Here is a 24,759-nt window from a genome sequence, read left to right on the forward strand (position 1 = left end):
TATGACTAAAGTTTACTATGACAAAGATATCAACAATGAAGTATTACAAGGAAAAACAGTAGCGATAGTGGGCTATGGATCACAAGGACATGCTCACGCTCAAAACCTTAGAGACAGTGGTCATAATGTAATTATCGGACTTCGTCAGGGTAAATCATTTGAAAGAGCTAAGGAAGATGGTTTCGACGTAAAAGCTGTTAGCGAAGCAGTTAAAGAAGCAGATATCACAATGGTACTTTTACCAGATGAGGGTCAACCAAAAGTATATGAAGATGAAATTAAAGATAACTTAAAAGAAAATAGTGCCTTGGCATTTGCCCATGGATTCAATATTCATTTTAACCAAATCGTACCTCCAGACAATATCGATGTATTCTTAGTTGCACCGAAAGGACCAGGTCACTTAGTCCGCCGTACATTCCAAGAAGAAGCGGGTGTGCCAGCTTTATACGGTGTATTCCAGGATGTGACAGGTCAGGCGAGTGAAGTTGCTAAGGCTTATGCAAGTGGTATCGGTGCCGCTAGAGCCGGTGTATTAGAAACTTCTTTCCAAGAGGAAACTGAGACAGATCTATTCGGAGAACAAGCTGTATTATGTGGAGGATTAACATCATTAGTAAAAGCGGGTTTTGAAACTCTAACCGAAGCGGGCTATCAGCCTGAAGTTGCTTACTTTGAATGTCTTCATGAATTAAAGCTAATTGTTGACCTTATGTATGAAGGTGGTCTTGAAAATATGCGTTATTCAATTTCTGATACAGCGCAGTGGGGTGACTTCGTAAGTGGACCTAGAGTAATCAATGAAGAAACGAAAGAACGTATGGGTGAAGTGCTTAAAGAAATTCAAAATGGACAATTTGCTAAAGGTTGGATCTTAGAAAACCAAGCAGGCAGACCACAATATAACGCAATCAACAATAGTGAATACAAGCACCCAATTACAGAAGTAGGGCAAAACCTAAGAGAACTTATGCCATTTGTCCAAAATCCAATTAGATAAAAAACACTGAAGAGAGGAAGTTCGTTATGACTGATATTACTGACATTAAAATTTTTGATACTACACTTAGAGACGGAGAACAATCTCCTGGAGTGAACTTAAATAAAGAAGAAAAACTGGAGATTGCAAAACAATTAGAACGACTCGGAGTTGATGTCATAGAAGCGGGTTTTCCTGCCTCTTCAGTAGGTGATTTTCAAGCAGTGAAACTCATAGCCGACACAGTAAAAAATTCTACTGTAACCGCACTTGCAAGAGCAAAGAAAAGTGACATCGACCGAGCTTATGAGGCATTGAAGAATGCTGAGAGATCAAAGCTTCATGTATTCTTGGCTACAAGCCCCATTCACAGGGAATTCAAACTCAAAAAAACACAACAAGAAGTGCTTGAGACCTCTGTAGAGATGGTAAAATATGCGAAGACATTATTTGATGAAGTGGAGTGGTCTGCAGAAGATGCTTCAAGAACAGAACTCCCGTTCCTCGCTGAAATTATAGAAGCTGTAATTGATGCGGGTGCGACAATCATTAACTTACCAGATACAGTTGGGTATTCGACTCCAAAAGAATACGGCGAAATGTTTAAATACGTGAGTGAAAATGTACCGAACATAGAAAAGGCTATTTTATCTACGCATTGTCATAACGATTTAGGTATGGCAGTTGCAAATTCTATTGCAGGCATCGAAAACGGTGCACGTCAGATTGAAGTTTCAATTAATGGTATTGGTGAAAGAGCAGGCAATGCAGCATTAGAGGAAATTGCAGTCGCACTTCATATTCGATCGGATGCATACAATTTTAAGACGAATCTTGTATTAAATGAGATTAAACGTTCCAGCGATATTGTTGCTAAATTAACTGGTATGTCAGTTCAGCCAAATAAAGCAATCATCGGTCGAAATGCTTATGCACATGAGGCTGGAATACACCAAGATGGTATGTTAAAGAATTCGGAAACATATGAAATTATTTCACCAGCTCTAGTGGGTGTGTCAGCAGAATCTGCAAACACGCTCTTCCTAGGTAAACATTCTGGACGCCATGCTTTTAAAGATAAAGTGAAGTCGTTCAAAATTGAATTGACTGAAGATGAACTTACTGAAGCTTTTAATAACTTCAAGGTTCTAACGGACCATAAAAAAGAAGTAACAGATGATGATATCTATGCAATTATAATGGAGATTAAAACTGATGCAGCAAATCTTGAACGCTACACGTTAAATAATTTTCAAGTTAACTATGAACAGGATGGACAGACGAGAGCGAGTATAGTCGTTACGACACCTAAAAATGAAGAAACGACACATGAAGTTACAGGAAAAGGTAGCGTTGAAGTGCTTTATGAAGCAATACAAGGCATTTTAAGTGAACAGACTAACCTCCTAGATTATCAATTGTCTTCAGTAGGTGGAGGCAAAGATGCACTCGCCGAGGCAAGAGTTCAGATTAATGTTAATGGTAACCGATTCTCTGGTCGAGGGACTGCTCAAGATGTGTTAGAAGCATCAGCAAATGCTTACTTTAATGCAGTAAATCGCTATTTAATGAGTGAAAAAGCAAATAATCAAATTGAGACGGTTCAATCGTAGAAGGAGCGTATAAAGTGAAAAAACATATAGCACTACTTCCTGGCGATGGTATTGGACCAGAAATAATGGCAGCTGCGAAAAAGGTCATAACTGCAATATCAGAGAGAGAACAAATTCAATTAACAACGTCAGAACATGACATAGGAGGCAGCGCCATAGATAATCATGGCGCGCCACTACCAGAATCAACAATTAATGCTTGTGAACAAAGTGACGCAATCGTACTCGGTGCGGTTGGTGGACCTAAATGGGCCGACAGTACTTTAAGGCCGGAACAAGGTCTTTTACAAATCAGAAAACATTTTAATCTCTATGCAAATCTCAGACCCGTTGCAATTTTTGATGCACTATTACATGCCTCACCACTAAAAGAAAGCATTGTGACTAATAGTGATTTGATGATAGTTAGAGAACTTACTGGTGGATTGTACTTTGGTCAACCTAGTGAACGTCGCGATGGTGGAAATAGTGTCGTGGATTCTCTAACGTACACCAGACAAGAGATGGTTAGAATTATAGATACCGCCTTTAAAACTGCTTTGGCAAGATCAAAAAAACTAACATCCGTGGATAAGGCGAATGTTTTAGAATCTAGTAGAATGTGGAGAGAAATTGTTGAAGAAGTCAGTCAGAACTATCCTGAAGTGGATGTTCATCATGAACTTGTTGATGCAGCAGCAATGAAATTAATCACTAATCCAACATCCTTTGATGTGATTGTTACAGAAAATTTATTTGGTGATATTTTAAGTGATGAAGCCTCTGTCATTACAGGTTCTCTAGGGGTTTTACCATCGGCGAGTTTAAATGAAAATGACTTTGGTCTTTACGAACCGATTCATGGTTCAGCGCCGGATATTGCAGGTACAAATAAGGCAAATCCGATCGGCATGATTCTTTCTGTTGCTATGATGCTTAAATATTCTTTTGGCTTACATGAGCAGGCTAAAAATATAGAAGACGCAGTAGATAGAGTGCTGAACGATGGTTATGTAACGACAGATTTGAAAATTGAAGATTCGACAGTTTTATCCACTACGGAAATGACAGAAAAAATAATTAGCTACCTAAAATAAAGTAAAGGAGAAGGTTAACATGGCAAAACAGAAAACAATCATCGAAAAAATCTGGGAAAGACATATCGTTCATGAAGAAGAAGGAAAGCCGGATTTATTATATATTGATCAACATCTCATCCATGAAGTGACTTCACCTCAAGCTTTTGAAGGGTTAAGGCTAAATAATAGGAAAGTACGACGTCCGGACCTTACTTTTGCAACTATGGATCACAACGTGCCTACAAAAGATAGAGAGAATCCCCAAGATGAAATCGCTCAAAAGCAAATGGATGCTTTAAAGAAAAACTGTGCTGATTTTGGTATTAAATTGGCGGATATGTATCACCCAGATCAAGGGATTGTTCATGTCATTGGGCCACAACTCGGTTTAACACAACCAGGGAAAACGATCGTTTGTGGAGACTCTCATACGTCAACACATGGTGCCTTTGGTGCCTTAGCCTTTGGTATTGGTACAAGTGAAGTAGAGCACGTATTTGCTACCCAAACATTAAATCAATCAAAACCAAAAACGATGAATGTTAAAGTCGTTGGCGATCTTGGGGTAGGCGTAACTGCTAAGGATTTAATTCTAGCAATCATCTCTAAATTTGGTGTCGATTTTGGTAATGGTCATGTTGTTGAGTATACTGGCCAAGCGGTTCGTAACCTCACAATGGAAGGTCGTATGACTGTATGTAATATGTCCATTGAAGGTGGGGCAAGAGCGGGTCTGATTTCACCAGATCAGACGACAATTGACTTTTTAAGAGGGCGTCGCTACGTACCGAGAGATGAAGCCGAGTACAACGAGCTTGCCAAAGACTGGTTAAGTCTAGCGACTGATGAAGGCGCAGAGTATGATACCACACTTGAAATAGATGCCAGTCAAATCGAACCCCAAGTCTCATGGGGAACAAACCCAAGCATGGTTGTACCGATTAGTGCAACCACACCGTCAATTAGTGAGTCAAAAGATCGAGATGGTACTAAGCGTGCACTGGAGTATATGGGACTTGAAGAAAACACACCGATTACTGACATAGAAATCGACCACGTCTTCATCGGTTCTTGTACTAACTCTAGAGTGCTTGACCTACAACGTGCAGCAGACATCATCAAAGGAAACAAAGTTAAAGAAGGTGTCAAAGCGATTGTGGTACCAGGATCCTTCCTTGTTAAACAAGAAGCAGAGGCACTTGGTATTGATAAGGTATTTATTGAAGCGGGATTTGAATGGAGAAATGCAGGATGTAGTGCTTGCCTTGGTATGAATGATGACCAAGTCCCAGCTGGTGGTCGTTGTGCTTCTAGTTCAAATCGTAACTTTGAAGGCCGTCAGGGTAATGGTGCAAGAACACATCTTGTCAGCCCTGAAATGGCAGCAGCAGCAGCGATTAACGGACGCTTTGTAGATGTCAGACGATATCAACATAAAGTAATGGCGTAAGGAGGAGGAGAATAATGGAGGCAATTTCATATCATAGTGGGAAAGTGTATCCTCTAAATCGTTCGAATGTCGATACCGATCAAATTATTCCAAAGCAGTTTTTAAAACGTATTGAACGTACAGGTTTTGGAGAATTTGTATTTCATAATTGGCGATTCCACGATGACGGTACTAAAAGAACTGATTTCAATATGGATGACCCAGAGTTTGACGGTGCTTCTGTACTAATTGCAGGAGATAATTTTGGATGTGGTTCTTCAAGAGAACATGCACCTTGGGCATTGTTGGACTATGGCTATAAAGTCATTATTGCACCGAGTTTTGCTGATATCTTTTATTCAAACGCTTTTAAAAACGGCATGATATTAATAAAGCTAGGGGAAGAAAAAGTAAACGAATGGCAAGGTAAAGCTTTAGATGGAACATTTACTTTAGATGTAGATTTAGAAAATCAAACAATTAAAACTTCAGATAGTGAAGTAATTGAATTCGACATACCAGCCTATCATAAAGAAAAATTAATTAATGGTTGCGATGATATTTCACTTACTTTACTAAATGAAGATAAAATAAATCAATATGAGGAGCGTGGTTCTTTGGGAATTCGTTAAATGGTGACTTAGTCAGAGATGCTATGGAATACTTGCGAGGAAGTGTGCACAAAACACCTGTTATTACGTCACAAACGACAAATAGAATGACAGGTAAAAACGTATATATGAAGTTAGAGAATCATCAAAAAACGGGAGCGTTTAAGTTCCGCGGCGCATCTTATAAGATATCTAAACTAAACTTAGCTGAAATTGAAGCTGGTGTAGTAACTGCCTCAGCAGGAAACCATGCCCAAGGTGTTGCATTAGCGGCTAAAAAAGTCGGTGCCAAAGCGACAATCTTTATGCCAGAAGGCACGCCAAGTGCTAAAGTAGTGGCGACAAAAGGTTACGGTGCAGATGTTAACCTAGTTGGTCAAAGTTTCCAAGAGGCCTACACAGCTTCTTTAGAGCATAAAAAATTAACGGGTGCGACCTATATACACCCTTTCGATGATTATGACATTATGGCGGGGCAAGGCACAATTGGTTTTGAATTCTTAGAAGATATACCAGAACTCGATACTATCGTTGTTCCGATTGGTGGTGGTGGTTTAATCAGTGGGATTGCTGTAGCGGCAAAAGCGATTAAGCCATCTATTAAAATCATTGGTGTACAAGCAGCAAATGCACCTTCAATGTTTAAGTCTTATTACACAAAAGATGATCATGTCATGCTTTCCTCAGCTTCAACTATTGCAGAAGGAATTGCAGTTAAAGCCCCAGGAATGCTTACCCAACAAGTTGTAAGAGACTATGTTGATGAAATATACTGCGTTTCTGAAAGTCAGATTGCGAATGCGATGATTTATCTCTTAGAGCGTACGAAATCATTGGTTGAAGGTGCAGGTGCATCTGCACTCGCAGCGCTCTTAGCATATGGAGACAAGATTGACTCAACACACACTGGTGTAATCGTGAGTGGTGGAAATTTAGACCTAGCTAAAATGGCTGAAATTCAAACTTTAGCAGCTTCATGTGATCACACATCAGTAGAAAAAGAACGAATCTCATTGACCTAAATTATGAATCTATTAAAAAGGGACAATCTCGATATCGAGATTGTCCCTTTTTAAGCTTTAATATGTCTAAAATGAAAACTATAAAGATTAATCTACATTATAAAAAGGTAGTAAATGCTTCATTACCTTTTCAAGGTCTTTAATGAAGGACTCATCAGTTTCAAATGCTTTGTCACCGGGTTTATATACTTTACCGACTAAGAATTCGCCTTTTTTAACGTCTCTTAGACGAATGAGTCCTGCTTCTAATTCTTCTTCGCTAAGCTTATTTAGTGGCGTTTTTTCTGGCTTCATATGATCGAGTGATATCTGGTATGTTCTAGGAAGTTTGTCGAATTTATCTATATTTTTCAACCAATTTTTAGCCAGCCTTTCCTTATCTTTAGATTCATATATAATACCGTACATACAAAATGCATGATCTTGATAAAGTCCGATTTGAAAATGTGGCATCATTTTATATCCTCTTGGATTGGTACTAAATGCAACCCAAGTGTCATCTGGTGGGTTTGTCGTTCTCCGTGCATGTTTTGCGACGTGAGCGATTGTTTCATCACCAGTTAATTCAGTTAAATAATTTTCAAAATACTCACCTAAATTTTCTAATTTAGGTCGTGTCTGTTCGATTAGTTCTCCCATTCGATTATCGAGGCCATCGATTTTAAATACATCAAAGTCAGCTTGTGTAAATGCGTATTTCATCTATATGTGTTCTCCTTTCAAAAGGTCTCTCTTATGATAAAATAAAGATGCACGGCAATCAAATAATTGAGGTGTCTTTCATGGATATATATGACTTTGGTAAAGGCTTAATTGTAGAAGCTGGTAGTTTTATCGAAAAACGTATGTTGGAAAGCTTTCATATAGATAGTAAATCGAATCCAAATGACCTAGTAACCGATGTTGATAAAGAAACTGAGAACTTTATATATAATCAAATTTTAGAAAATTTCCCAGAACACAGAATAGTAGGTGAAGAGGGACATGGTGAAGATATTAACGATGATGAAGGGGTTGTTTGGATTGTCGATCCGATCGACGGCACTTTAAATTTCGTTCATCAAGCTGAGCATTTTGCCATTTCAATTGGTGTATTCATTGATGGTAAACCTTATTGTGGATTGATCTATGATTGCATGAAACACGACTTATATCATGCTAAATTCGGTGAAGGTGCTTATTTAAATGATGAACCATTACACCGAGCAAAAAATGAACCATTAAACAGTTCTTTGATAGCAGTAAATCCTAAACGAATCTTAGGAGAGGCAACAAGAGACTCATTTTTCAATATTATGGCGGAGTCAAGAAGTGTACGATCATACGGTTCTGCAGCTCTAGAATTTGCGATGTTAGCCAAAGGACAAATCTCAGCGCTCTTGTTCTTTAGATTGTACCCTTGGGATTATGCAGGCGGCATTATTCTTACTAATGAACTAGGCTATATCTCAAGTGATATTTACGGCGCATCATTACCGCTATTTAATTCAACAAGTGTAATCAGTGGTAACCCTAAAATTCACGAGGAAATTTTACAGTATTTCAAAGACGATAAGGCCCTCCATGAGTATCACGATAACTTTCATAACTTATAGTGATAGTGTTGTCCATATTTTGATTCCTTATAAAACAAGGACGTAATGTATTTTAAGAGCGTGTATTTACTGAGTGGTAATCCGATATGAGTCTTTACCTCCTTTTTTGAAAAAGAGAGTGAGATGTTTGTTGTGGAAAGCGTAGTGAAATAGTCAACGATGAGTGCTTTAAGGTTATGAATTGTATGGCAAGCTGAACAGATTACTAGTTTGCTACTGAGCGTCGAGAGATTAAAGTTGTGGCAATCTGTACATTTTAAACCATGTTTGAATTCTCTATAGCGTGCAGCCGGTAGATTAAGGGGAGTCTTTACTTTGTTAAATCCGGCTGCAAGTGCTTTTTTCTAATGACTGCACTATGTTCTATGGCTCTTAAATAGAAGGGTAAGTTTTTTAAGGAAAGGAAGTTCTCACTAGGGCGTCTGTTTAACTTAAATGTTTCATTTAATACGACATGTTTAACGATGATAGGACGCTGATAATTGCCTTCATCAATTAAGGTTTCCTTAAATTTCTCATAGATTGATATAGATCTGTTAAGATCATAGACTGGCTCGTGGGCTTGATTAACTAATATATTGAATGGATTAATATAATGTTCACCAGAGAAATCATGGAGTATAAATAAGTAATAGCAGTATTCTGTTGCGAGTAGCACATTTATAAGTTCATGTTGTGAACCAATGTAGATTTCAGAGTGCCAGTGAACCTCAATATTTGTTAAATCAATCTTTCTTAAATACAAATCGAAGTGTTCTTCAAGAAGTTCCATTTTTTGCAAGGCTTCGTACTCTTCAGTTTCGTCGTTGTTAAAGGGTAGTCTGTTATAAAGAAATTCGTAAACCTTCAATTTTTCATTTTTGGGTTTCATAGATAGTCTCCTTATTGATGATAAGGCCATTATTAATTTTTTAGAAATTGTCGTCAAAAGACAATAATTTAAAAAATGCAAAAAAATATAACAGTTTTAGCAGAATTTCGGTATAAATTCTTAAAACTGTTATGTTTTGAACACAATTTTATAAAATTAGTATTAAAACCAACCATTTTCACGATATTTCTTTTTTAATGTAAAGCCGACGCCAAAAATACCAATGAAAATTAGCACTGACAAGATTGCCATTATAACCATTTCTTCAGCTATAAAAACAGAAAATGCAACCATGGTTGCCACTGCTAAGCAGGCAAGTATAAAAAATATAGATTTAGATTTCTTTTTCTCCATTTGAAACGTAGCCCCTAAATTTTTGTCTTATTTAAAATTATATCATAAAAAAATTGCATGAGAATATATTCAGATATGTAAATTATATGATATAATGTTACGGTTATAAAGTAACTCTATATACGAAGGGAAAATCCTCTTGATGAACCTGAGAGAAAATGTAAGAAATATTGCAATTATCGCACACGTAGACCACGGAAAAACGACTCTAGTAGATCAGCTATTAAAACAATCAGGAATCTTCCGTGAAAATGAACATGTAGAAGAACGCGCTATGGACTCAAATGATATTGAGCGTGAGCGTGGAATCACAATACTTGCTAAGAATACAGCAATTGACTATAACGGTACACGTATCAACATCTTAGATACCCCAGGACACGCCGATTTCGGTGGTGAAGTTGAACGTATTATGAAGATGGTTGATGGTGTCATTTTAGTTGTAGATGCTTATGAAGGTACAATGCCTCAGACGCGTTTCGTACTTAAAAAAGCTTTAGAACAAAACTTAAAACCAGTTGTTGTAGTAAATAAAATTGATAAACCGAGTGCACGTCCGAATGAAGTCGTTGACGATGTGTTAGAACTATTTATCGAGCTTGATGCAAATGACGACCAGTTGGAGTTCCCAGTTGTATATGCATCAGCTATGAACGGGACTGCAAGTCTTGAATCTGATAAGCAAGATGAAAACATGCAATCTATCTATGACACAATTATCGATTATGTACCAGCGCCTATAGACAATAGTGATGAACCCTTACAATTCCAAGTTGCGCTACTGGACTATAACGAATATGTTGGACGTATTGGTGTAGGTAGAGTTTTCAGGGGAACAATTGAGGTCGGCCAAACCGTATCACTACTTAAAATCGATGGTTCTATTAAGAACTTCCGTGTCACTAAGATCTTTGGCTTCTTAGGTTTAAACCGTGTAGAGGTTAACAGTGCCAAAGCTGGTGATTTAATTGCAATCAGTGGAATGGAAGACATCAACGTTGGTGAAACAATTACACCTGTAGATGCCCAAGAAGCATTGCCGGTCTTAAGAATTGATGAACCGACTTTGCAAATGACTTTCTCTGTAAATAACTCACCATTTGCAGGTAGAGAAGGTAAACATGTTACAGCTAGAAAAATTGAAGAACGTCTTGAACTTGAATTAGAAACTGACGTTTCACTACGCGTTGATCCAACTGATCGTCCAGATTCATGGAGAGTTTCGGGACGTGGTGAACTACACTTATCCATTTTAGTTGAGAATCTTCGCCGTGAAGGCTATGAATTACAAGTGTCTAAACCTGAAGTCATTCACCGTGAAATAGATGGGGTAACATGTGAACCGTTTGAACGTGTACAAATAGATGTGCCAGATTCAAATACAGGTAGCATTATTGAGTCCATGGGTGAAAGAAAAGGTGAAATGTTAGACATGGCGTCAACTGGTAACGGCCAGACACGCTTAGTATTTATGATTCCTGCTCGTGGTTTAATTGGTTACAGAACTGAATTTATGTCTATGACAAGTGGATATGGTATAATGAACCATACATTTGAGGATTACCGTCCAGCAGTTAAAGGACGCATCGGTGGTAGAAGAAATGGTGTACTTGTATCAATAGATAAAGGTGCAGCAAGTACTTATGCAATCTTAGCTTTAGAAGGTCGAGGTACAAACTTTACTGAACCTGGAACTGAAGTTTATGAAGGTATGATCGTAGGGGAAAACTCTCGTGAAAATGATCTTGCAGTAAACATTACTAAAGTTAAAGCAGCGAATAACATTCGTTCAGCGACTAAAGAACAAACTTCAACAATGAAGAAACCAAGAACTTTAACGCTTGAGGAAGCACTAGAATATATTAACGACGATGAGCTTGTTGAAGTTACACCAGAATCAATCCGTATGCGTAAAAAAATTCTTGAAAAAAATGCACGTGAAAAAGCGAATAAGAAGAGTAATTAATTATCTGAAGTGGAGTGAGGCAGTTGTTAAACCAACTCATTCTCCTAAACGCATCGGATGTTAGTAACGTCCAAGAGAGATTAACGTTTTTCGGGAGATTATATGGTCTGGATTCAAATCCTGATACTGGAATGTGGTACTTGTTAATCACAATATTTGTACTTTGTGCGATTGTTTATCACTTAGGCTTCGCACGTAAAGTAAAATGGTGGCAAACCATTGTGATCTATATTTTGATGTTTATTGGTGTCATCTTTTTAACATTCTTCGGTGCCTTTTACCCGGTAGCGGAATGTCTGATTGTGATTGCAATCATTCTAGCGGGTTATCGTTACAGACTGCATAAGGAAAGAAAAGCAGGTAAAATTGCATCGCCAAAAAACCCGCCAGGGCAATAAAAGAAGCTCGGACATTTGTCCGAGCTTCTTTTATTATTCGAATTCGATGCCTGTAACATGTGATAGTTTTGCCTGTTGGTTACCATTAGTTACAACTAGTAGGTCAAACATACTGTCGTCATAAAGTCGTTTCCCCTCGTTTGAAAAATGAGCATAGAAGCTATGACGATCCTTGTAGTCTAACTGCGTCGTGCCGTCTTTATGTATGAAGTTGATTTTTGCATCTTCTCCATTGTGCGGTTCAGTGTATTCAAGGAAAGGCTGAAGACAAATGACGAAAGAACTATCCAATAATTCTCTTTTTTTATATTTTTTCTCTGATTTTAAAGTTGGGGGTTTCGTTTCACCTTCAATAATTTGTCGGTTCCATTCTGTCTGATCCTGAAAGGTGATTTCTTCACTATCCGCATCATTTTTAAGTAGTTCTTCTAACTTAATCTTTCTATCATCAAAAATCCACGTTGATGGATCTAGTGTAATTTGAAACTTAATATTTCCCTTTAATTGAATAATCATAATTAATCGCTCCCTCTATAAAAAAAGTATAGCAAAGATTGTAGAAAAATTATAGAATGAATAGTATACATCATGATACTCGCTTACATATCTGCTTGATTTTTTTAAGGTCTTGAGATAAACTTTTATGAAGAGTAATTGAGGGGGGAACCGCGTGTCTGAAGTAAAACAAATGAGCAAAAATGCTTATGACCAGTTAGATAAGGACGCCGACAGAATTCTTCAGCTGATTGAAGTTCAGATGGAAAACTTAACGATGCCTCAGTGTCCTGTGTTTGAAGAAGTTCTTGACACTCAGATGTTTGGCCTATCGAAAGAAATAAACTTTGCTGTTAGATTAGGCTTAGTTGACGCACAAGACGGACGTGCTATTTTAGATCACCTAGAAGTAGAAGTATCTAAGGTACACGAAGCATATATGGAAAGAGAAAAAAACCAAGTCTAAAGAAAATTTCTTTAGACTTTTTTAAATGAGGGACCAGCCCAGATGAAGTACATAAAAAACTTTATCAACTACGTGAAGTCATATTCTAAGTATGTTGATTTTTTAATAATAATCGCTTATGTTGCCCTATCTTTAATTGGTCTGGTGATGGTCTATAGCGCAAGCATGGTACCTGCTGAGATGAATGAAGGTAGTTCAACTTTTTACTATTATAGGCACCTCGCATTTTTAATACTCGGTTTTATTATTGTATTTTTCATGACGTATTTTATGAGTGGAAATTTCTTTAAAATGAAGGGTGTCCAAATACTCATGATAACAATAATTGTTATACTTCTACTTCTAACTATGGTTATTGGTACTGAGGTAAATGGACAGCGAAATTGGATACGATTTGGACCATTCGGTTTACAGTCATCTGAGTTCTTTAAAGTAATTTCTATTTTATATCTCGCGTATATATATTCAAGACGTGAAAAACGCTTAGGCAGTGCGAATGAATCTAGTACTGGCCCCTTAATTTTTATATTAGCAATTTCTGGACTTGTCATCATCAATGATACGGGAACATGGTTGGTTATTGCAGCCATTATTATCAGTACATTTATGTATTTAAGAATACCGTTTAAATTTATTTTTAGAGCTGGACTTGCAATCGGCGGTGCCTTATTAGTTGGTGGTGGGATAATGTATTTGATTAACGGGCAAATTCTGTCTAATTATCAAATGCAGAGAATCGAAACATTTTTACATCCATTTAGTGATCCAGCAGGTAGTGGCTATCAGCTGACAAATTCATTGATGGCAATATCTAACGGTGGCATTTTTGGGACAGGTATCGGTAGCGGTGTTATTAAACTTGGTTATTTACCTGAACCACACACAGACTTCATAATGGCTGTAATTGCTGAAGAGTTAGGATTGGTCGGTGTACTGCTGATTGTCGGTCTATATCTAGTAATCATTATTAAAGCGATGTCCTATGCTAGACGGTCAACTGACACATTTTACCAAATTGTATGTGTTGGGGTCGCGATGTATATTACCATGCAAGTGTTTATAAACGTCGGTGGTATTTCTAAGATTATTCCACTGACGGGTGTCCCATTACCATTGTTAAGTTACGGTGGGTCATCATTCTTAAGTGTATCTATAGCAATTGGCCTATTAGTCATTGCAGCAAAACATGTAAAATCTGCTGAAATTGAATTAAAAGGTCGTTAAATATAAAAGAACTTTTAACCGGATGTTGCTCAATTTGAGTGACATCCGGTTTTTTGTTTAGAATTAGTGACAAAAAAACAGGAATCTTATTATAAGATTCCTGTACTAATTTCATACTAGCCCTTATTTCTTGATAGTAACATGATGAAGTAACATAATACTCCAAATAACAAGGTGATAAACAAGGCATGGAATAAGGCAATAAATATATTGACATGAGTGATGACTGAAAGCATACCTGTAATGACTTGTAAAATCAGTAAGGTAAATGCGATAAGCCAACCATTTCTGATGATTTTTGAATCACTGTAATTTCTTAGTACATGGATGACGATTATAACCATCCAAATGAAGAGAATTCCAACGAGGAACCTGTGTCCCATTTGTACGGCTTGGTAAAAATTTCCTGGCATGACTTGACCTGGCATACAATGTGGCCATTCTGTACATGCTAATGATGAGTCAGTGTGTCTAACAAGTGCACCGCTATAAATAACAAAATAAATATAGATCGTTATCAGTATAGTGTTATATCTTAAGAATGGTCTGACAAAAATTTTACGGTCCTCATGACCATAAGATGTTTCGAAAATTAATAAGGTTAATAACAAGACAGCTGAAAAACATATTAATGATATACCAAAGTGTGCTGCTAGGACAAAGTCTCCTTCCCAGATGCCAATTACCGCTGCCGCACCAATTAAAGATTGGATGAGTATGAAGCTTAAAGAAACGTAGATAAGAAATTTAGCTTCTCTAACATGACCAATTTGTTTCCAAGCCATGTATGCAAGTAATATCAGAAATATGATCGCTATACCTGAGACACCACGGTGCGCAAGTTCAATAATTGTGTCGATGGGCCAATCTCGTGGGATAAGCTTACCATGACACAAGGGCCAGGTTTCACCACAGCCATCTTCTGAACCTGTTTTTGTAACCAGTGCGCCTCCGATTTGAACGAAGACCATTATCAGTGTAGTGATCACGGCTACAATTTTTAAATTTTTATACAAATAAAACACCTCAAAACAATCGTGTATCTGTCTCTAGTACAGTTACTAAATATATATCAGAATTGCACTCTTTGCAATCCGCAAAGTTGTGAAATACCCTTAACAATTCCGTAAACTGTGGTAAAATTTAATAGTGTAGGGAAACACTTATACTATTTGAGTATAAAACAGTTTAGGGCATTTATTCATACATATTGATGAATAATTCTTGAACAATGCAAAATGTAACAATTTTATTTCAAATATGTATAGAAAATATGTCCCGGATAATCTATTATTAAATATAAATGTGTTTGTTAATGAAAGGGGGCGAATAGATGCACAGTGATGTATACCAAGAGGAGATACATCAGTCAGCACGCAGTAAAAAATTTAAGGCAATTAAAGCACTCATCAAGGATGGCATAATCAAAGCGAATTTAATTCCAGCTTTTGCTGCAGGGTTTTTAGCGGTTATGTATTATAACATTTCATTTTTTGATGCAATTCCAGTCATGCTGCTGATGTTAGTAGGTACAGCGCTGGTCATCGGAGGTGTTTGTGCCCTAAATAATTATTATGACAGAGATATTGATGTGCTAATGAAATCAAAGAGTAAAAGACCGAGTATTGATGGCACTTTTTCCGGTAAGGAAATATTAATCATCGGCTTTTCTATGTTAGCAATTGGGCTTGTCATGTTATTTTTCATTAATACTGCTGCTGGTGTACTCGGATTAATTGCAGCCTTCGGATACGCAGTTGTGTACTCGATCTTTGCCAAGAGACATCTTGTGGCAAACACAGTTATAGGAGCAATACCTGGAGCAATGCCACCGCTTATCGGCTGGGCGATTTTCGATCAAGAGCTACATATTTTAGCGGTTGCGATGTTTATTGTAATGTTCATCTGGCAAATGCCTCACTTCTATGCACTTGCCATTAAGAGAAGTGAAGAATACAGTCATGCAGGTATACCGATGCTCCCTTCTGTAAAAGGAAATAATCGAACTAAGCACTCGATTATTTTCTGGGTGACACTTCTTTTGTTCACACCACTAATGATGTTTGAGCTGGGGACTTGGTTTGTTCTATTAGTAACAGCATTAAATCTCGTCTGGTTCTATTTGGGTGTTAACCAGTTCAAACAGATTACAGACTATAATCGCTATGCCGGGCGAATATTTGTCTTTTCACTCAACTACGTTGTGATTTTCTTTGTCATGGTTATCGTAGCCGGCTTACTTGTGAATGTTTAGTAAAGTAAATGAATGAAAGAGGGGTCTAACACAATGAACTTTAGTTTTCTTAAAGGGAAAGGGCTATTATTAGCGTCTGTATTAACACTTTTCCTTGCAGGTTGTGGAACAAATGAATTAAGTACACTACGTCCTGCAGGTGAAGTTGGACAAGAACAGTTCAACTTGATGTTAATTTCTATCATCATTATGATTTTAGTTATTGTTGTTGTAACAGTATTATTTACTATTTCGGTATTGAAGAGTCGCAGAAGTAAAAAAGGTGAAGATTTCGAACCGAAAGATGTTTCAGGTAATCATACCTTAGAAATTATTTGGACTTCTATACCAATCCTGTTACTACTTGTCTTAGCTGTTCCAACAGTTTATTTCGTGTTTAAACAAGCAGATACCGAAGCGAGCACAGATGCCGAGGGTAACGTTAACGCGGAAGAAACAGTGATTAACGTAAGAGCTTACCAATACTGGTGGGAATTTGAATATCCTAATGAGCAAGTCGTAACATCACAAGAACTTGTTGTTCCTACTGATAAGAAAGTTTACTTCAACTTACAAGGTGCAGACGTAAAACACTCATTCTGGGTGCCAGCTGCTGGTGGTAAGATGGATACCAATATCGATGGGATCAATAGTTTCTACTTAGTATTTGATGATGAAGCATCACAAGATGCGGATCGATTATTCTATGGTAAATGTGCGGAATTATGTGGACCATCACACGCATTGATGGACTTTAAGGTTAAAGCATTACCTGAAGAAGAGTATGATCAGTGGTTAGCGGACATGAAAGCAATTGAAGAGCCAGTTCAAGCATCTTCTGAAGACGCACAACGTGGTGAAGAAATCTTTAATAACTCATGTATGGGCTGTCACGCAACTACTCCAACAGGATCTGGCGCAATGGGTCCTAACTTAACTAACTTTGGAGACCGTGAATTAATTGCTGGTTTCTTAGAACACAACCAAGAAAATCTTGAAGCTTGGATTTCTGATCCAGAATCATTCAAGCCAGGAAACAAGATGACAGGACAATATGAATTATCTGATGATGAAATCGAAGCAGTTGCATCTTACTTGATGGAACTGAATGTTGAAGAAGGTTCTGGAGACGTTTCTACATTAAGAGAACCTGCTGAAGAAGAAGCCGCTGAAGGTGAAGAAACTTCAGATGAAGAAGCTTCTGAAGAGTCAGAAGAGGGGGGTAACTAGTAATGTCTGAAGCAACAGCGAAAAAAACTGGTTTTTGGGCAACAATTTGGGAATACTTAACTACTGTTGACCATAAGAAAATTGCTATACTTTACTTGATTGCCGGTGGATTTTTCTTCGCACTCGGTGGTATTGAAGCAATGCTTATTCGTTTGCAACTTGCAGTACCAAACAATGATTTTCTATCTGCAGGGTTGTTCAACGAAGTAATTACAATGCACGGTACAACGATGATTTTCCTAGCAGCGATGCCACTCTTGTTCGCATTTATGAATGCAACAGTGCCGCTGCAAATCGGTGCTCGTGACGTAGCATTCCCATTCCTAAACGCTCTAGGTGTATGGTTATTTATCTTTGGTGGTATCTTCCTAAACCTTTCATGGTTCTTAGGTGGTGCACCTGATGCAGGGTGGACAAGTTATGCGTCACTCTCTATATCATCACCTGGACATGGTATTGATTTCTATGCACTTGGTCTACAGGTATCTGGTGCAGGTACTTTAATTTCAGGTATTAACTTTGTAACAACAATTATTACAATGAGAGCGCCTGGTATGACATACATGAGAATGCCACTAATGACATGGACTACACTAGTAGCATCTGTTCTTATCGTATTCGCATTCCCGCCGCTTACAATTGGATTATTCTTATTAATCTTTGACCGTATGTTTGGTTCTAGCTTCTTCATCGTAGAAGCTGGGGGTAACACAATTATCTGGGAGCATTTATTCTGGATCTTCGGTCACCCGGAAGTTTATATATTAATTCTTCCAGCATTCGGTATTTTCTCTGAAATATTTGCAACATTTGCACGTAAGAGATTGTTTGGATACTCTGCCATGGTATTCGCTACTGTATTGATCGGTTTCTTCGGGTTCATGGTTTGGGCTCACCACATGTTTACAGTAGGCCTTGGGCCAACAGCTAATGCTATTTTTGCACTTGCTACTATGGCAATTGCAGTTCCGACTGGTATTAAGATATTCAACTGGATCTTTACTATTTGGGGCGGTAGTATTGAATTTACAACACCAATGATGTATGCACTCGCGTTTATTCCATCATTCGTAATGGGTGGGGTAACTGGTGTCATGCAGGCAGTAGCGCCAGCTGACTATCAGTACCATGACTCTTACTTCATCGTTGCTCACTTCCACTACGTTATCGTTGGTGGGGTAGTATTCGCATTGCTCGCCGGCTTACATTATTACTGGCCATTGATGTTTGCAACAATGCTCAGTGAAAAACTTGGTAAGGTTACGTTCTGGTTATTCTTCATTGGATTCCACTTAACATTCCTTATCCAACACTTCTTAGGTCTATGGGGAATGCCAAGACGTGTATTCACATACCTAGACGGGCAAGGTTATAATGTAGCGAACATGACATCAACAGTGGGTGCCTTATTGATGGCCCTAGCAGTTATTATTTTACTGATAAATATTGTAATGACAGTTGTCAAAAACCAAAAGGTTGGACGTGACCCATGGGGTGACGGACGTACACTTGAGTGGTCATTACCACTTCCAGTGCCGTATTACAACTTTGCACAGATTCCACTTGTTCGTGGTTTAGATGCATTCTGGTTAGAGAAAAAAGAAGGTAATGGAGAAATGCTTCCAGCTGAATCATTGGACGACTTCCATATGCCAAACAACTCAATCATTCCATTTATTATGTCACTTGGTTTATTCATTGCATCATTTGGTGCATTGTACTTTGCCGCAGGTAAAGATTGGGCAATTGATGCAGTATCAGGATTACCAGAAAAACCTTGGGCAGTATGGGTATTAATCATCGGTTTAGCGATTACCGTAATATCAATGATTGTACGTTCATTCAAAGATGACCTTGGTTACTATGTGAAGAAAGAAGAAGTATTAAAAGACCTTGAAGAGCTTGAAAGGGGTGCAAAATAATGGCGGAAATGAAATATAATGTACCTAATGAACAATGGCCTGAGCACCCGGAGACAGCAACGCAAGAAGGTAAGAATAAATTCGTTGGATTTTGGACTTTCCTTGGTGGAGAAACTGTACTATTCGCATCACTATTTGCGACGTACTTAGCACTTAAAGATAGCGTGCCAAGTGAGGATCACTTACTGGCAGCTGATCTTTTCCAACTAGAACTTGCTTTTGTTATGACAATGTTACTTTTAACATCTTCATTAACAAGTGTATATGCAATCTATCATATGCGTAATAACAACTTTACTAAGATGCAATTATGGTTAGCCATTACAGTATTACTCGGTGCAGGATTCTTAGCTTTAGAGATATATGAGTTCTATGAATATGTACATTTAGGACACACATTTAGATCTAGTGCTTTTGGTAGTGCCTTTTATATTCTAATAGGTACACATGGCTTCCACGTTATAATTGGTCTAGTATGGATTACAAGTTTAATTATCCGTAACGCGACTCGAGGTTTATCAGTGTACACAGCAGCTAAAGTTAATACTGCTGCCTTATACTGGCACTTCATCGATGTTGTGTGGGTATTCATCTTCACAATTGTTTACTTGTTAGGAGTGTTATAGATGGCTGAACTAAATAACAAACCAATGAGCGATATTAAACTTAGAAATATACGACGTCAAAGAACGAAAGAAATGCGTTTACAGCTTACCGGCTTTGCCTTTATGATTTTCTTAACATTTATGGCATTTGGTATGGTTGCTCTAGACTTTAATGCAACTTTCATAACTGGATCTGTAATTCTATTTGCATTCATTCAGGTAATTTTACAGTTCTACTACTTTATGCACATTAAGGATGAGGGGCATGAATTTGTAAAATTATTTATGATAGTTGGTATGTACTTTGCAATAGCATTCTGTGTAACATTTATTTTTATAGTATGGATTGGACAACCAATCTAAAGAATGACCCCAACAGGGGTCATTTTTTTATTCATTACTTTGTCACTTTGTTACTTTTTAGCGCCTTGTCTTATAAAGTCAATGAATTTATACTAGGTATATAGGTTAAACTCGAGGTGGTATGTATGGAGAACATAACTTCTATAAAGATTTTCGGTTTCATGGCAAACTGGAGTCCATTCTTTATGGCCTTTGTTATTATGCTTACAGTTGTGTATTTTCTTGTTACTGTAAGGTGGTATAAAGACTTTGAAGGTGGTCGTCCACTGACTCCAAAAGAAGGGTCACTATTTGTCGTAAACATGATTCTTTTATACTTAATGTACGGTGGACCAGTAGATATTCTGAGTCATATATTATTTACATTCCACATGATTCAAATGGCCTTTGTGCTATTTTTAATTGCACCGTTACTATACTTTTCAATACCAGAGTACTTACAAAAATATATAGTGAGTCTTCCAGTTATTGGACCTGTATTACGTTTAGGTGCAAAGAAACCATTATTTTCATTGATGCTACTTATTGCAGCATTTTCTATCTACCATCTTCCAGTGGTTATGGATAACTTAAAAATGAGTGCGACTTTACATACTTTAGTACTCGCAATAATGTTTTTAACTGCAGTAATGGCATTTTACCCAATGTTTAATAAGGTAGAGCCTGAAGAAACACACATGGGTGGCTTGTTTAAATTATTGTATATATTTGGTATAGGTGCCTTTGTTACACCAGCATGTGCGTTAATTATCTTCTCTAGTGAACCGTTATATGCAACGTTTACAGAAGGCGAAGCTTGGTTAAGTGCCATGGAGTTATGTGTACCAGCAGGTGTGTTAGATAGCATTGCAGGATCAGGGATGATATCAGGACCTGAATATTTCACAAATTCAACACCACTCAATGATCAACAAACTGGCGGAATTATTATGAAAGTATTACAGGAAATAATATTTGGTGTTATGCTAGGTTTTATCTTCTCTAAGTGGTATAAAGATGAACATAGAGATGAAGACAAAATTACTGAGCAGGCACTCATTAAAGCACAACAACAAAAAGAGCTATACAATAGCCACAGAGTTTAGGAGGAAGTTAAGTGGATATACATTTTATCCTACCTACAATTAGTACATCATTTATAATATTGAGTGCGATTTTGATGGGTGTAGGTGTTTATCATATTAAAAAAGGCAATGTCCAAACACATGAAAAAGTCATGACTATAGCAGCTTGGTCAGCCTTAGCATTCTTCGTTATTTACGTATCGAAGACGATCTTTTTAGGTAACACTCAATTTGGAGGACCAGCATCATTAGAACCTTATTATGTGACATTCTTAATCAGTCACATTTGCTTAGCTACAATTGGTGGTATTCTAGGTGGAATACAAGTCTTCACTGGTAAGAAAAACAAATTAAAAACCCATAGAAAAATGGGGATGACAGCTGCGACTATATGGTTCTTTACGGCCATAACTGGTGTCATGGTTTATGTCATCTTATATATCTTATACCCAGGTGGAGAAACTACTGGTCTTTGGGATGCTATCTTCCATTAATATAAAACAACGATGAATCTATTTTTAGATTCATCGTTGTTTTTATGTATATGAGCGAATACATAGAAAAAAATAACGACACCTTGTTATTTAGAAAAAGTGCCGTTATTAAAGTATTAAGCTTCAGCAAGTGCTGTAAGTTCAGTAGAAATTGTTCTGATTTTATTAATTGCATGTTCAACAATACGCTCTGGGAATACTTCATCACTACCGTATTCGATACCTGTTGGATAGTAATGTTTACCCATGTAAGGATCCATTAATTGAAGTGTGGCATTGTTCGCACCAACGTCACCATCAATTGCGTAACCAGGAAAACGCAAGTAATAAATTCCTTCAGGAATTTCATATTTATAGTCGAAAGTCATACGTTCATAGTCCCAGCTGCCTCCGAGTACACAACCATTGTGGTTCATGACTTCTTGCAGTGAGCCCTGTGGAATGACTACTTTTTCAATACCTGAGTTTTCAAAAACCATCATTTTGCCCCCTATCATTTTTCCATTACCCTAATTTTAATCTATTCCCTATGGACTTGCAAATGGTATTTCTAATATAGTAACAAATGTAACGGTATGATAGAATAGTTTTTGAGAGGTGATTAAATGCAAACAATGGTAGATTTTGAAATAATGGATTTGCTCGACTCTCTTAATGAAATGGTCACTGACACTGAGGAATATAATAATTATTGCTACTATAAGAATCTTCTTGAGACAGACAGTGAAGTCTCACAAATGATTAAAGACTTTGTCATCCTAAAAGAGGATTTTGAAGAAGTGGAACGCTTCGGTAAATATCATCCTGACTTTAGTACAAAGCGTAGGGAAATTAACCAATTTAAGAAGAATTTAGATATGAACCCTATCGTAATGGAATATCGTCGTGCAGAGTTTCAACTTCAATCTTTACTTGATGAAGTATTGTTCCATATCGGGCAAGCTGTAAGTCCTCATGCAAATATTGTCAGCAGCAATCCGTTTTTCGCAAATAGTTCTAATAGTGGGTGTGCAACCGGCGGAAATTGTAGTTGTGCAAGCTAAATATATAAATGATCCCCGTGGAATTTATTTTCCACGGGGATCACTCTTTTTAATATCTGTCTTTCATTAAGTGGTAACTAATATCTGGGTAATCAGTCACAATAGTATGTGCACCTTTTTGAATAAGTTCATCCATCTTGTCCATCTTGTTAATATTCCAGAAACCAACAGCGATATTTAAACTAGTTAAAAACTCAATGAATTTCTCAGTATCTAGTGGGATACCATTATATTCAGTTGGCAGTTGGAAGGTATCTGCTTTTGGTGTATACATATGACCAAAACCTAGTTTTTGTAAGAAGTAGGCTTTCGATACTTGATCAACACCTGCTCCTAGAGCAATTTTATTGTCTGCGTATAAGTTAAATTGTTTAATTTGAGAATCATAGAAACTTGTCACAAGAATACGGTCCTCTGCACCAAGCTCCGTAATTAATCGGTAGAGTAGGCTAGGTACCAAACTACCAGCATATGTTTCTGGATCATCTTTAATATCTAGGTTAATCAATTTGTCAGGATATTCTTCGATGAGTTCTTTCAATGTTACAATTTTTGCTTTCTCATGATTTCTGTATGGGTGGTTGCCTTCGACATCTGTGAAATGATATCCGAAATCTAAAGCACGTAAGTCTTCAAGTGTTAGATTGCTGACTTTACCAGCGCCATTAGATGTTCTATCAACATATGCATCGTGGAAGACAACGATTTCTTCATCTTTAGTCAGACGAATGTCTATTTCAAAACCTTCGACATTAAATTCTGATGCCTTATCAAAAGCGAGTCTAGTATGTTCAGGTCTTAACCCCATACCACCTCGGTGTGCAAAGACATAAGGTGAACGTTTTTTGAAGTATGGTTTGATATCGCGTACTGTCACATCAGCAGTCAATTTAGTACTTGCCCATACTCCTAATGTTACCCCAGCTACAACACCAGCAGCTGTCATTAATTTCTTAAAGCAATTTGCCATGATATAACCTCCATGAGATATTCATTTAAAAAACTCTTGTATAATGTGTTATTATAACCATAAAGATTCAGATAGGTGGTCAGCCAATGATAGTAAAACGTATCGGAATATATGTTTATTTTAAACAAAATAAATTCATTCGACAATTGAAACGACACGGACATTTAATATATGTTAACAAAGATAAGAAATACGCCTTAATTTACGTCAATGAAGATAAGCTTGAAAACACCCTAATCGAACTCGGTAAATTAAAATTTGTTACAGATATTACAACATCCGAATATCATAATATTAGCCGAGAATACAGCAGTGAAGACTATGAAGAGAAAGATTATCGAGTCATTTAAGTCATCGGTAAGAGTAAATGATTGAGCCTCAATAGACCAGTTAAATACTGATAAAATTGTTCTTGTTCATAGAAATCTTCAGGTGATTGTGTTTTTATCTCAATCACATTGATGTTATTATCATCACACCATGATTTTATAAGTTCATATTTTTTACCTGCACCTGCTTCATATTTGATGCCATTGTAAATTGTGTAGACTGCTTGCACATTTTGTTCTACAGGTTTCATAATGAGTAAAAAACTTGCAGGTGATTTGTCATTGTAGCAAAATACTGCATGTTCTACACGTTGGTGATTATATTCGATGAGGGCATGTAACTCAAATATTTCACGGTAGCCTTCTCCCATCGTTATAAATTTTTGCATATCATCAACTCCTATCAAGTATTTTATATGAGTAGG

General features: G+C 37.2%; 28 protein-coding genes. 20 read left to right on the plus strand and 8 right to left on the minus strand.

Going from position 1 to position 24,759, the window contains the following annotated elements; genetic code table 11:
* Position 1: 1 nt before the first annotated feature.
* From ilvC to H624_RS12065, 6 genes are read left to right on the plus strand one after another with little or no spacing between them, the layout of a single operon-like run.
* Positions 2–1,000: a ketol-acid reductoisomerase gene (gene ilvC / locus H624_RS0110160; protein ID WP_026867495.1), complete on the plus strand. Its 999-nt coding sequence runs from the start codon at positions 2–4 to the stop codon at positions 998–1,000.
* A gap of 35 nt (positions 1,001–1,035) precedes the next feature.
* On the plus strand, positions 1,036–2,592 hold the full coding sequence (locus H624_RS0110165; RefSeq protein ID WP_026867496.1) for a 2-isopropylmalate synthase: 1,557 nt from the start codon (positions 1,036–1,038) through the stop codon (positions 2,590–2,592).
* Between the two features lie 14 nt (positions 2,593–2,606).
* Positions 2,607–3,668, plus strand: coding sequence for a 3-isopropylmalate dehydrogenase (leuB, locus tag H624_RS0110170; RefSeq protein WP_026867497.1), 1,062 nt, complete (start codon positions 2,607–2,609; stop codon positions 3,666–3,668).
* A 19-nt stretch (positions 3,669–3,687) separates the two neighbouring features.
* Positions 3,688–5,100 (plus strand): 3-isopropylmalate dehydratase large subunit, encoded by a 1,413-nt coding sequence (gene leuC / locus H624_RS0110175; protein ID WP_026867498.1) that lies wholly within the window; start codon positions 3,688–3,690, stop codon positions 5,098–5,100.
* Between the two features lie 14 nt (positions 5,101–5,114).
* Complete coding sequence (leuD, locus tag H624_RS0110180; RefSeq protein WP_026867499.1) at positions 5,115–5,711, plus strand: 3-isopropylmalate dehydratase small subunit; 597 nt, start codon at positions 5,115–5,117, stop codon at positions 5,709–5,711.
* Between the two features lie 23 nt (positions 5,712–5,734).
* Complete coding sequence (locus H624_RS12065; RefSeq protein ID WP_051220568.1) at positions 5,735–6,712, plus strand: threonine ammonia-lyase; 978 nt, start codon at positions 5,735–5,737, stop codon at positions 6,710–6,712.
* A gap of 87 nt (positions 6,713–6,799) precedes the next feature.
* Here the strand turns inward: H624_RS12065 and H624_RS0110190 are convergent, their stop codons facing one another.
* Complete coding sequence (locus tag H624_RS0110190; RefSeq protein WP_026867500.1) at positions 6,800–7,414, minus strand: YktB family protein; 615 nt, start codon at positions 7,412–7,414, stop codon at positions 6,800–6,802.
* Between the two features lie 80 nt (positions 7,415–7,494).
* Between H624_RS0110190 and H624_RS0110195 the strand changes: the two genes are divergently transcribed.
* On the plus strand, positions 7,495–8,307 hold the full coding sequence (locus tag H624_RS0110195) for an inositol monophosphatase family protein (protein WP_026867501.1): 813 nt from the start codon (positions 7,495–7,497) through the stop codon (positions 8,305–8,307).
* Positions 8,308–8,617: 310 nt separating this feature from the next.
* Here the strand turns inward: H624_RS0110195 and H624_RS0110200 are convergent, their stop codons facing one another.
* Positions 8,618–9,178: a hypothetical protein gene (locus H624_RS0110200; RefSeq protein WP_026867502.1), complete on the minus strand. Its 561-nt coding sequence runs from the start codon at positions 9,176–9,178 to the stop codon at positions 8,618–8,620.
* Between the two features lie 162 nt (positions 9,179–9,340).
* Positions 9,341–9,532, minus strand: coding sequence for a DUF5325 family protein (locus H624_RS0110205; RefSeq protein WP_026867503.1), 192 nt, complete (start codon positions 9,530–9,532; stop codon positions 9,341–9,343).
* Positions 9,533–9,671: 139 nt separating this feature from the next.
* Here H624_RS0110205 and typA point away from each other — a divergent pair, with 139 nt between their 5' ends.
* Both typA and H624_RS12070 read left to right on the plus strand, forming a co-directional pair.
* Positions 9,672–11,498, plus strand: a complete 1,827-nt coding sequence (gene typA / locus H624_RS0110210; RefSeq protein WP_026867504.1) for a translational GTPase TypA — start codon at positions 9,672–9,674, stop codon at positions 11,496–11,498.
* A gap of 23 nt (positions 11,499–11,521) precedes the next feature.
* Positions 11,522–11,896, plus strand: a complete 375-nt coding sequence (locus tag H624_RS12070; RefSeq protein WP_235678920.1) for a YlaH-like family protein — start codon at positions 11,522–11,524, stop codon at positions 11,894–11,896.
* A gap of 33 nt (positions 11,897–11,929) precedes the next feature.
* On the opposite strand, the gene H624_RS0110220 is transcribed toward H624_RS12070, so the two are convergent.
* Entirely contained in the window at positions 11,930–12,412 is a 483-nt protein-coding gene (locus H624_RS0110220; RefSeq protein ID WP_051220569.1) for a hypothetical protein, read from the minus strand.
* A gap of 172 nt (positions 12,413–12,584) precedes the next feature.
* Between H624_RS0110220 and H624_RS0110225 the strand changes: the two genes are divergently transcribed.
* The gene (locus H624_RS0110225) at positions 12,585–12,857 is read left to right on the plus strand and encodes an Fpa/YlaN family protein (RefSeq protein ID WP_370545415.1); all 273 of its coding nucleotides are present in this window, start codon (positions 12,585–12,587) and stop codon (positions 12,855–12,857) included.
* A gap of 42 nt (positions 12,858–12,899) precedes the next feature.
* Positions 12,900–14,081 (plus strand): FtsW/RodA/SpoVE family cell cycle protein, encoded by a 1,182-nt coding sequence (locus tag H624_RS0110230; protein ID WP_026867507.1) that lies wholly within the window; start codon positions 12,900–12,902, stop codon positions 14,079–14,081.
* Positions 14,082–14,197: 116 nt separating this feature from the next.
* On the opposite strand, the gene H624_RS0110235 is transcribed toward H624_RS0110230, so the two are convergent.
* Positions 14,198–15,052, minus strand: coding sequence for a COX15/CtaA family protein (locus H624_RS0110235; RefSeq protein WP_051220584.1), 855 nt, complete (start codon positions 15,050–15,052; stop codon positions 14,198–14,200).
* Between the two features lie 362 nt (positions 15,053–15,414).
* On the opposite strand from H624_RS0110235, the gene cyoE reads away from it, so the two are divergent.
* The 7 genes from cyoE to H624_RS0110270 all read left to right on the plus strand — a co-directional run bounded on the left by cyoE (position 15,415) and on the right by H624_RS0110270 (position 21,992).
* Positions 15,415–16,335: a heme o synthase gene (gene cyoE / locus H624_RS0110240; protein WP_026867509.1), complete on the plus strand. Its 921-nt coding sequence runs from the start codon at positions 15,415–15,417 to the stop codon at positions 16,333–16,335.
* 33 nt (positions 16,336–16,368) lie between these two features.
* The gene (gene coxB, locus H624_RS0110245; RefSeq protein ID WP_026867510.1) at positions 16,369–17,544 is read left to right on the plus strand and encodes a cytochrome c oxidase subunit II; all 1,176 of its coding nucleotides are present in this window, start codon (positions 16,369–16,371) and stop codon (positions 17,542–17,544) included.
* Positions 17,545–17,546: 2 nt separating this feature from the next.
* The gene (locus H624_RS0110250; protein ID WP_026867511.1) at positions 17,547–19,466 is read left to right on the plus strand and encodes a cytochrome c oxidase subunit I; all 1,920 of its coding nucleotides are present in this window, start codon (positions 17,547–17,549) and stop codon (positions 19,464–19,466) included.
* Positions 19,466–20,092 carry a cytochrome (ubi)quinol oxidase subunit III gene (locus tag H624_RS0110255; protein WP_026867512.1) on the plus strand — a complete coding sequence of 209 codons (627 nt, stop codon included), beginning with the start codon at positions 19,466–19,468 and terminating at the stop codon, positions 20,090–20,092. Before H624_RS0110250 ends, H624_RS0110255 begins: the two co-directional genes overlap by 1 nt.
* Positions 20,093–20,434, plus strand: coding sequence for a cytochrome C oxidase subunit IV family protein (locus tag H624_RS0110260; protein WP_026867513.1), 342 nt, complete (start codon positions 20,093–20,095; stop codon positions 20,432–20,434).
* Positions 20,435–20,559: 125 nt separating this feature from the next.
* Entirely contained in the window at positions 20,560–21,519 is a 960-nt protein-coding gene (ctaG, locus tag H624_RS0110265; RefSeq protein WP_026867514.1) for a cytochrome c oxidase assembly factor CtaG, read from the plus strand.
* Positions 21,520–21,536: 17 nt separating this feature from the next.
* On the plus strand, positions 21,537–21,992 hold the full coding sequence (locus H624_RS0110270) for a DUF420 domain-containing protein (protein ID WP_035857326.1): 456 nt from the start codon (positions 21,537–21,539) through the stop codon (positions 21,990–21,992).
* A 116-nt stretch (positions 21,993–22,108) separates the two neighbouring features.
* On the opposite strand, the gene H624_RS0110275 is transcribed toward H624_RS0110270, so the two are convergent.
* A complete protein-coding gene (locus tag H624_RS0110275) occupies positions 22,109–22,471 on the minus strand; it encodes a YugN family protein (protein WP_026867516.1) in 363 nt (120 codons plus the stop codon).
* A gap of 126 nt (positions 22,472–22,597) precedes the next feature.
* On the opposite strand from H624_RS0110275, the gene H624_RS0110280 reads away from it, so the two are divergent.
* Positions 22,598–23,035 (plus strand): YlbF/YmcA family competence regulator, encoded by a 438-nt coding sequence (locus H624_RS0110280; protein ID WP_026867517.1) that lies wholly within the window; start codon positions 22,598–22,600, stop codon positions 23,033–23,035.
* 49 nt (positions 23,036–23,084) lie between these two features.
* Here the strand turns inward: H624_RS0110280 and H624_RS0110285 are convergent, their stop codons facing one another.
* Positions 23,085–24,005, minus strand: coding sequence for a glycerophosphodiester phosphodiesterase family protein (locus tag H624_RS0110285; RefSeq protein ID WP_026867518.1), 921 nt, complete (start codon positions 24,003–24,005; stop codon positions 23,085–23,087).
* A gap of 86 nt (positions 24,006–24,091) precedes the next feature.
* On the opposite strand from H624_RS0110285, the gene H624_RS0110290 reads away from it, so the two are divergent.
* Positions 24,092–24,355, plus strand: a complete 264-nt coding sequence (locus H624_RS0110290) for a DUF2129 domain-containing protein (RefSeq protein ID WP_026867519.1) — start codon at positions 24,092–24,094, stop codon at positions 24,353–24,355.
* Here H624_RS0110290 and H624_RS0110295 read toward each other — a convergent pair.
* Positions 24,352–24,723 (minus strand): DUF7147 family protein, encoded by a 372-nt coding sequence (locus H624_RS0110295; RefSeq protein ID WP_026867520.1) that lies wholly within the window; start codon positions 24,721–24,723, stop codon positions 24,352–24,354. The two genes, H624_RS0110290 and H624_RS0110295, sit on opposite strands and share 4 nt — an antisense overlap.
* Between the last annotated feature and the right edge of the window lie 36 nt (positions 24,724–24,759).

This window comes from Jeotgalicoccus marinus DSM 19772 (genome assembly GCF_000425825.1).
Taxonomy (GTDB): Bacteria; Bacillota; Bacilli; order Staphylococcales; family Salinicoccaceae; genus Jeotgalicoccus; species Jeotgalicoccus marinus.

Coding starts and splice junctions, on each gene's coding strand:
- ilvC (WP_026867495.1), top strand. CDS start 2: ATGACTAAAGTTTACTATGACAAAGATATCAACAATGAAGTATTACAA.
- leuC (WP_026867498.1), top strand. CDS start 3,688: ATGGCAAAACAGAAAACAATCATCGAAAAAATCTGGGAAAGACATATC.
- leuD (WP_026867499.1), top strand. CDS start 5,115: ATGGAGGCAATTTCATATCATAGTGGGAAAGTGTATCCTCTAAATCGT.
- H624_RS12065 (WP_051220568.1), top strand. CDS start 5,735: ATGGAATACTTGCGAGGAAGTGTGCACAAAACACCTGTTATTACGTCA.
- H624_RS0110190 (WP_026867500.1), bottom strand. CDS start 7,414: ATGAAATACGCATTTACACAAGCTGACTTTGATGTATTTAAAATCGAT.
- H624_RS0110195 (WP_026867501.1), top strand. CDS start 7,495: ATGGATATATATGACTTTGGTAAAGGCTTAATTGTAGAAGCTGGTAGT.
- H624_RS0110200 (WP_026867502.1), bottom strand. CDS start 9,178: ATGAAACCCAAAAATGAAAAATTGAAGGTTTACGAATTTCTTTATAAC.
- H624_RS0110205 (WP_026867503.1), bottom strand. CDS start 9,532: ATGGAGAAAAAGAAATCTAAATCTATATTTTTTATACTTGCCTGCTTA.
- H624_RS0110220 (WP_051220569.1), bottom strand. CDS start 12,412: ATGATTATTCAATTAAAGGGAAATATTAAGTTTCAAATTACACTAGAT.
- H624_RS0110225 (WP_370545415.1), top strand. CDS start 12,585: ATGAGCAAAAATGCTTATGACCAGTTAGATAAGGACGCCGACAGAATT.
- H624_RS0110230 (WP_026867507.1), top strand. CDS start 12,900: ATGAAGTACATAAAAAACTTTATCAACTACGTGAAGTCATATTCTAAG.
- H624_RS0110235 (WP_051220584.1), bottom strand. CDS start 15,052: ATGGTCTTCGTTCAAATCGGAGGCGCACTGGTTACAAAAACAGGTTCA.
- cyoE (WP_026867509.1), top strand. CDS start 15,415: ATGCACAGTGATGTATACCAAGAGGAGATACATCAGTCAGCACGCAGT.
- coxB (WP_026867510.1), top strand. CDS start 16,369: ATGAACTTTAGTTTTCTTAAAGGGAAAGGGCTATTATTAGCGTCTGTA.
- H624_RS0110250 (WP_026867511.1), top strand. CDS start 17,547: ATGTCTGAAGCAACAGCGAAAAAAACTGGTTTTTGGGCAACAATTTGG.
- H624_RS0110255 (WP_026867512.1), top strand. CDS start 19,466: ATGGCGGAAATGAAATATAATGTACCTAATGAACAATGGCCTGAGCAC.
- H624_RS0110260 (WP_026867513.1), top strand. CDS start 20,093: ATGGCTGAACTAAATAACAAACCAATGAGCGATATTAAACTTAGAAAT.
- ctaG (WP_026867514.1), top strand. CDS start 20,560: ATGGAGAACATAACTTCTATAAAGATTTTCGGTTTCATGGCAAACTGG.
- H624_RS0110275 (WP_026867516.1), bottom strand. CDS start 22,471: ATGGTTTTTGAAAACTCAGGTATTGAAAAAGTAGTCATTCCACAGGGC.
- H624_RS0110280 (WP_026867517.1), top strand. CDS start 22,598: ATGCAAACAATGGTAGATTTTGAAATAATGGATTTGCTCGACTCTCTT.
- H624_RS0110285 (WP_026867518.1), bottom strand. CDS start 24,005: ATGGCAAATTGCTTTAAGAAATTAATGACAGCTGCTGGTGTTGTAGCT.
- H624_RS0110290 (WP_026867519.1), top strand. CDS start 24,092: ATGATAGTAAAACGTATCGGAATATATGTTTATTTTAAACAAAATAAA.
- H624_RS0110295 (WP_026867520.1), bottom strand. CDS start 24,723: ATGCAAAAATTTATAACGATGGGAGAAGGCTACCGTGAAATATTTGAG.